5 protein-coding genes are annotated in these 4,817 nt (G+C 64.6%); 4 read left to right on the top strand and 1 reads right to left on the bottom strand.

The annotated features are described in order from the left end of the window. Nucleotides 1-162 precede the first annotated feature (162 nt). Nucleotides 163-996 carry an alpha/beta fold hydrolase gene (locus EET03_RS15360; RefSeq protein WP_244232378.1) on the bottom strand — a complete coding sequence of 278 codons (834 nt, stop codon included), beginning with the start codon at nt 994-996 and terminating at the stop codon, nt 163-165. A 280-nt stretch (nt 997-1,276) separates the two neighbouring features. Here EET03_RS15360 and EET03_RS15355 point away from each other — a divergent pair, with 280 nt between their 5' ends. The 4 genes from EET03_RS15355 to EET03_RS15340 all read left to right on the top strand — a co-directional run bounded on the left by EET03_RS15355 (nt 1,277) and on the right by EET03_RS15340 (nt 4,402). Further along, nucleotides 1,277-1,558, top strand: coding sequence for a phosphoribosyl-ATP diphosphatase (locus tag EET03_RS15355; protein WP_063471459.1), 282 nt, complete (start codon nt 1,277-1,279; stop codon nt 1,556-1,558). A gap of 2 nt (nt 1,559-1,560) precedes the next feature. Then, nucleotides 1,561-2,415: an ATP phosphoribosyltransferase gene (hisG, locus tag EET03_RS15350; RefSeq protein WP_063471458.1), complete on the top strand. Its 855-nt coding sequence runs from the start codon at nt 1,561-1,563 to the stop codon at nt 2,413-2,415. A 125-nt stretch (nt 2,416-2,540) separates the two neighbouring features. Next, entirely contained in the window at nt 2,541-3,026 is a 486-nt protein-coding gene (locus EET03_RS15345) for a DUF4126 domain-containing protein (RefSeq protein ID WP_075542303.1), read from the top strand. Continuing rightward, the gene (locus EET03_RS15340; RefSeq protein ID WP_075542302.1) at nt 3,023-4,402 is read left to right on the top strand and encodes an FAD-containing oxidoreductase; all 1,380 of its coding nucleotides are present in this window, start codon (nt 3,023-3,025) and stop codon (nt 4,400-4,402) included. The genes EET03_RS15345 and EET03_RS15340 overlap by 4 nt, the downstream gene beginning before the upstream one ends. Nucleotides 4,403-4,817: the final 415 nt, after the last annotated feature.

Raw genomic sequence — 4,817 nt, 5'->3', positions numbered from 1 at the left:
GCGGGCAGACCGGCCGCCACCAGAGTTTGCTTCGGACATGATCAGATCCTCCGTAAAAGCTGGGAGAACCCGTCGGATGCCGTCTGATCGACACGCCGATCTCTATCGCGAAGTCAGACGCAAACCATGATCGAGTTGCCCCATTGCATGAAAGCGGCGGCATCAGCGTTCACCTGTGACACAGTCGGAGGGGGTGGTACGGCGGTTGTCGATCTGTCCCACGAGTGCTGCGAAGGCGTCGTGAACGGCGGCTGGTTGCTCGATCCAGGGGAAATGGCCCGCGTCGGCGATGACGCGCCAGGTTGTGTTCGGGGTGTGGAATCGCTTGTCCTGCCACAACGTTTGGGTCACGATGCGGTCTGCCGAGCCGCTCACGATGAGTGTGGGCAGCGTGCTTGGCCACCAGGCTGATCGGTAGCCGCGATCGAAATTGGCCCCCGACCATTGCGCAGCCCGACTGTTATATGGTAGTCGCGCCAGGATCTCTGCCCCCTGGGCAACGGCGTGGGCGGCGAAGTTCCACGGCGCAGATTCGACAGCAACGCGGCGAAGGTGGTCGTTGCTGGGATCGGATAGGTAGCGGGTGGTGGCGTGTTCCACGCCGGGTAGACGAGTGTTACGTGTCATTTGCTCGAACACCGGCATCCACGATGCGTCAGGAGCGGTGCTGATGAGCGCCAGCCCTTCCAAGCATCCATCCAATGCGGGAACAGACAGCAGGTACTCGCCTCCGGTGGAATGCCCCACAAAAACAGGATGTGCAACGGCGTGGGCGGCTTCAAGCAGAACCTGAGGCCATAGGCCGTAGGGATCGGCGGGTGCTCCCGGAGCGTTGATATTGGAGCCATCACCAGGCAGGTCGACCATCCACGAGCAGCCGGGTGCATCGACAGTGTCGACCAGTTCATGCAGGCTCTCCGAACCGATTCCTGGGCCTCCGGGCAGAAACAGCCAGTTCAAATCCCCCGCGCGGCTGGCCCGTCGGCGCAACCGCACTCCAGACACTGTCCACTGAATATCTCGGCGCACTATTGAACCCTGCTCAGCGTTAACGACAGTCGTCAAACGAAATCTTGCGGTCAGGCCAGAACGTGCAGATGGTGCCAAGGCCGTTGCCGCTGGGACAACTGCGGCTTGGCAGGCCCTGATGCATCGGTTGGGCGAACAGGTACCGCGTATCGGCTCACCTAGATGGCGCCAGCGCTCGGCCGCGCAAACCCCCCGCGGCCGCAGACCAGGAGCGCGACGAAACCGCCGTGACTCCGCTTGCCGTCGCATGAAACAATCGCTGGCCGTGAAGACCTTCGAGGATCTGTTCGCCGAACTCGGCGATCGTGCCCGCACCCGGCCCGCCGGCAGCGCTACGGTAGCTGCGCTGGACGCCGGGGTGCATTGGCTGGGCAAGAAGATCCTGGAGGAGGCCGGCGAGGTATGGCTGGCCGCCGAGCACGAAGATAACGACGCCCTGGCCGAGGAGATCAGCCAATTGCTGTACTGGACGCAGGTGCTGATGATCTCCCGCGGACTGTCTCTCGACGACGTCTACCGGAAGCTGTGAGCATGTTGCGTGTGGCCGTTCCCAACAAGGGTGCGTTGAGCGAACCGGCCACCGAAATCCTGGCCGAAGCCGGCTACCGGCGCCGCACCGACCCCAAAGATCTGACGGTCATCGACCCGGTCAACAACGTCGAGTTCTTCTTCCTGCGGCCTAAAGACATAGCCATTTACGTGGGTTCGGGGCAACTCGACTTCGGGATCACCGGACGCGACCTGGTCTGCGATTCCGACGCCCCGGTACGGGAACGTTTGGCCCTGGGCTTCGGGTCGTCGAGCTTCCGGTACGCCGGTCCCGCCGAGCGGGATTGGACGACGGCCGACCTGGCCGGAAAGCGGATCGCCACCGCCTATCCGAACCTCGTCCGAAAAGACTTGGCCGCCAAGGGCATCGAGGCAACCGTGATCCGGCTCGACGGTGCTGTGGAGATTTCGGTGCAACTCGGCGTGGCCGACGCCATCGCCGACGTGGTGGGCTCCGGTCGCACCCTGAGCCTGCACAACCTGGTGGCATTCGGCGAGCCGCTGTGTGATTCGGAGGCGGTACTCATCGAAGGCGCCGACCGCGACGGCGCGGAGCACAGCGAGGCGCGCGATCAGCTGGTCGCCCGGGTACAAGGTGTGGTGTTCGGCCAGCAGTATCTGATGTTGGACTACGACTGTCCGCGCGCAGTGCTGCACCAGGCCACCACGATCACGCCCGGACTGGAGTCGCCGACGATCGCCCCGCTGGCCGACCCGGAATGGGTCGCGGTCCGTGCGCTGGTGCCGCGCCGCGGCGTCAACGGCGTCATGGACCAGCTTGCCGCCATCGGGGCCAAAGCGATTCTGGCGTCGGATATCAGGTTCTGCCGATTCTGACCGCGGTGCTGCCCGGGCGGGCCGTCGCTGTGTTAGCGTCCGCGGTGGGCTGATTGCCGGTGGTCATCCATGGGCGGTCTCCGTATCGTCGCCAGGCTGTTCTTCTGTCCCCGGAAGGGATTGCTGTGACGCACGTACTCGTCCTCGTCCTAGCTTTGTTGATCGGCGTGGTCGCCGGGTTGCGATCGGTGACCGCTCCCGCAGCAATCTCCTGGGCCGGCTACCTCGGCTGGTTCCCAACGTTGCAGCACACCTGGGCATCCTGGGTGGGCAACATCGTGACGGTGGTGACCCTGAGCGTCCTCGCGGTCGCGGAACTGGTCAACGACAAGCTGCCCAAGACGCCGCCGCGGACCGCCGCGCCGGTGTTCGCGGTCCGGATCATCCTGGGCGGGTTTGCCGGCGCGGTGATCGGCACCGCCTGGGGCTACAAGTTCGGCGGACTCGGTGCCGGGGTTGTCGGAGCGGTATTGGGCACCTTGGGCGGCTATCACGCGCGCCGTCGGCTGGTGGCCGCCAGCGGTGGCCGCGATCTGCCGATCGCACTACTCGAGGATTCGGTTGCCGTGTTAGGCGGATTCGCCATCGTCGCATCGGCGGCCGCGCTATGACGCCGCGGTTCGACTCGATCATCGTCGGCGCCGGCCAGGCCGGGCCTTCGCTGGCGGGCCGCCTGACCGGCGCAGGTCAGCGGGTCGCCGTTGTGGAGCGCAAGCTGATCGGCGGTACCTGCGTCAACAACGGCTGCATTCCGACCAAGACGCTGGTGGCCAGCGCCCACGCGGCCCATGTGGCCCGCCGCGCTGCCGAATACGGCGTCGGCACCGGAGCGGTCAGCGTGGACATGGCGAAAGTCAAGGCACGCAAAGACGGCGTCATGCTCAATGACCGCAAGGCCGTCGAGGACTGGCTGGAAAGCATGGACGGCTGCACCGTGGTTCGCGGGCACGCCCGATTCGAGGATCCACACACGCTGCGAGTCGGCGATCAGCCGCTGCAAGCCGACCAATTCTTCCTCAACGTCGGCGGCCGCGCCGTGGCCCCCAACATTCCCGGGCTGGCCGACGTCGAGTTCCTCACCAACGTGTCCATCCTCGAACTCGACACGCTGCCTGAGCATTTGGTGATCGTCGGCGGAAGCTACATCGCGCTGGAGTTCGCCCAGATGTATCGCCGCTTCGGAGCAAAGGTGACCGTCGTGGAGCGCGGCCCGCGCCTGGCGTCCCGCGAAGACGAAGACGTCTCGGCCAGCATCAGGGAGATCCTCGAAGCCGAGGGGATCGATGTCGTGGTCAACGCCGACGATATACGACTTGCCAAGCAGAACAACGGTTTCGGGGGATTCGAGCTGACTCCCAGTGCCGGTGCCGCAGCCATTGCGGGCAGTCACCTGCTGCTGGCGGTAGGCCGGAAACCCAACACCGACGACTTGGGTCTGGAGGCGGCCGGTGTGCAGACCGACGCCCGCGGCTACATCGTGGTCGATGACCAGCTCAAGACCACCGTCGACCACATCTGGGCGCTGGGCGACTGTAACGGCAAGGGCGCCTTCACCCATACGTCGTTCAACGACTACGAGATCGTCGCCGCCAACCTGCTTGACGGGGACCCGCGTCGGGTGAGCGACCGCACCCTCACCTACGCCCTCTATATCGACCCGCCGCTGGGGCGCGCCGGCATGACCGTCGCTCAGGTTCGTGCGTCGGGCCGCAAGGCGCTGGTCGGTAAGCGGCCGATGACCAAAGTCGGCCGGGCCGTGGAAAAGGGTGAGACGCAAGGCTTTATGAAAATCGTGGTCGACGCGGACACCCACGAGATCCTTGGTGCGGCCATCCTCGGCGTCGGGGGAGACGAGGTCATCCACGCCATTTTGGATGTCATGTCGGCAAAAGCGCCCTACACCACGCTGTCGCGCACCATGCACATCCACCCCACGGTCAGCGAACTCGTTCCCACGATGCTGCAGGAGATGGAGCCACTGGACTAGGACGGCGCTGATCTAGTGGCCCGAGTTGTAGGACGCAACTGCGACTTTCGCATCAGCCACGTCAGGGCTGCTCGGATTTGGGGTGTTGGTCGTGGCCGCCACACTCGGAAATTCATGGTCAACGATGCCCTCTTGCGTAGCCTTGGATGCCCGCGCACACTTTTGCTTTGTTTCCGGCACGCCGATGCCGCACCTTCGCTCAAACCGCTTGTGATGGCAGGTGTTCGGGGGATGTCTCACGTGCTCACCGAGTCGGATGTCATGCCGCTGCATCGAGTGTGCAGTGACGGGTGTGTCCCGAACGTGGAAGGGAGTTCGATGTAGGTAGAGCTTTCCGAAGCGGTGCTGTGCAGGAGATGAGGGATTGTCGGCCCTTCGGAGTCGCCCTGCGGGGGGTGGCTTCAAACCGCCACAT

The sequence above is a fragment of the Mycobacterium innocens genome (assembly GCF_900566055.1).
Taxonomy (GTDB): domain Bacteria; phylum Actinomycetota; class Actinomycetes; order Mycobacteriales; family Mycobacteriaceae; genus Mycobacterium; species Mycobacterium innocens.
This window is presented reverse-complemented; position numbering and strand designations above follow the sequence as displayed.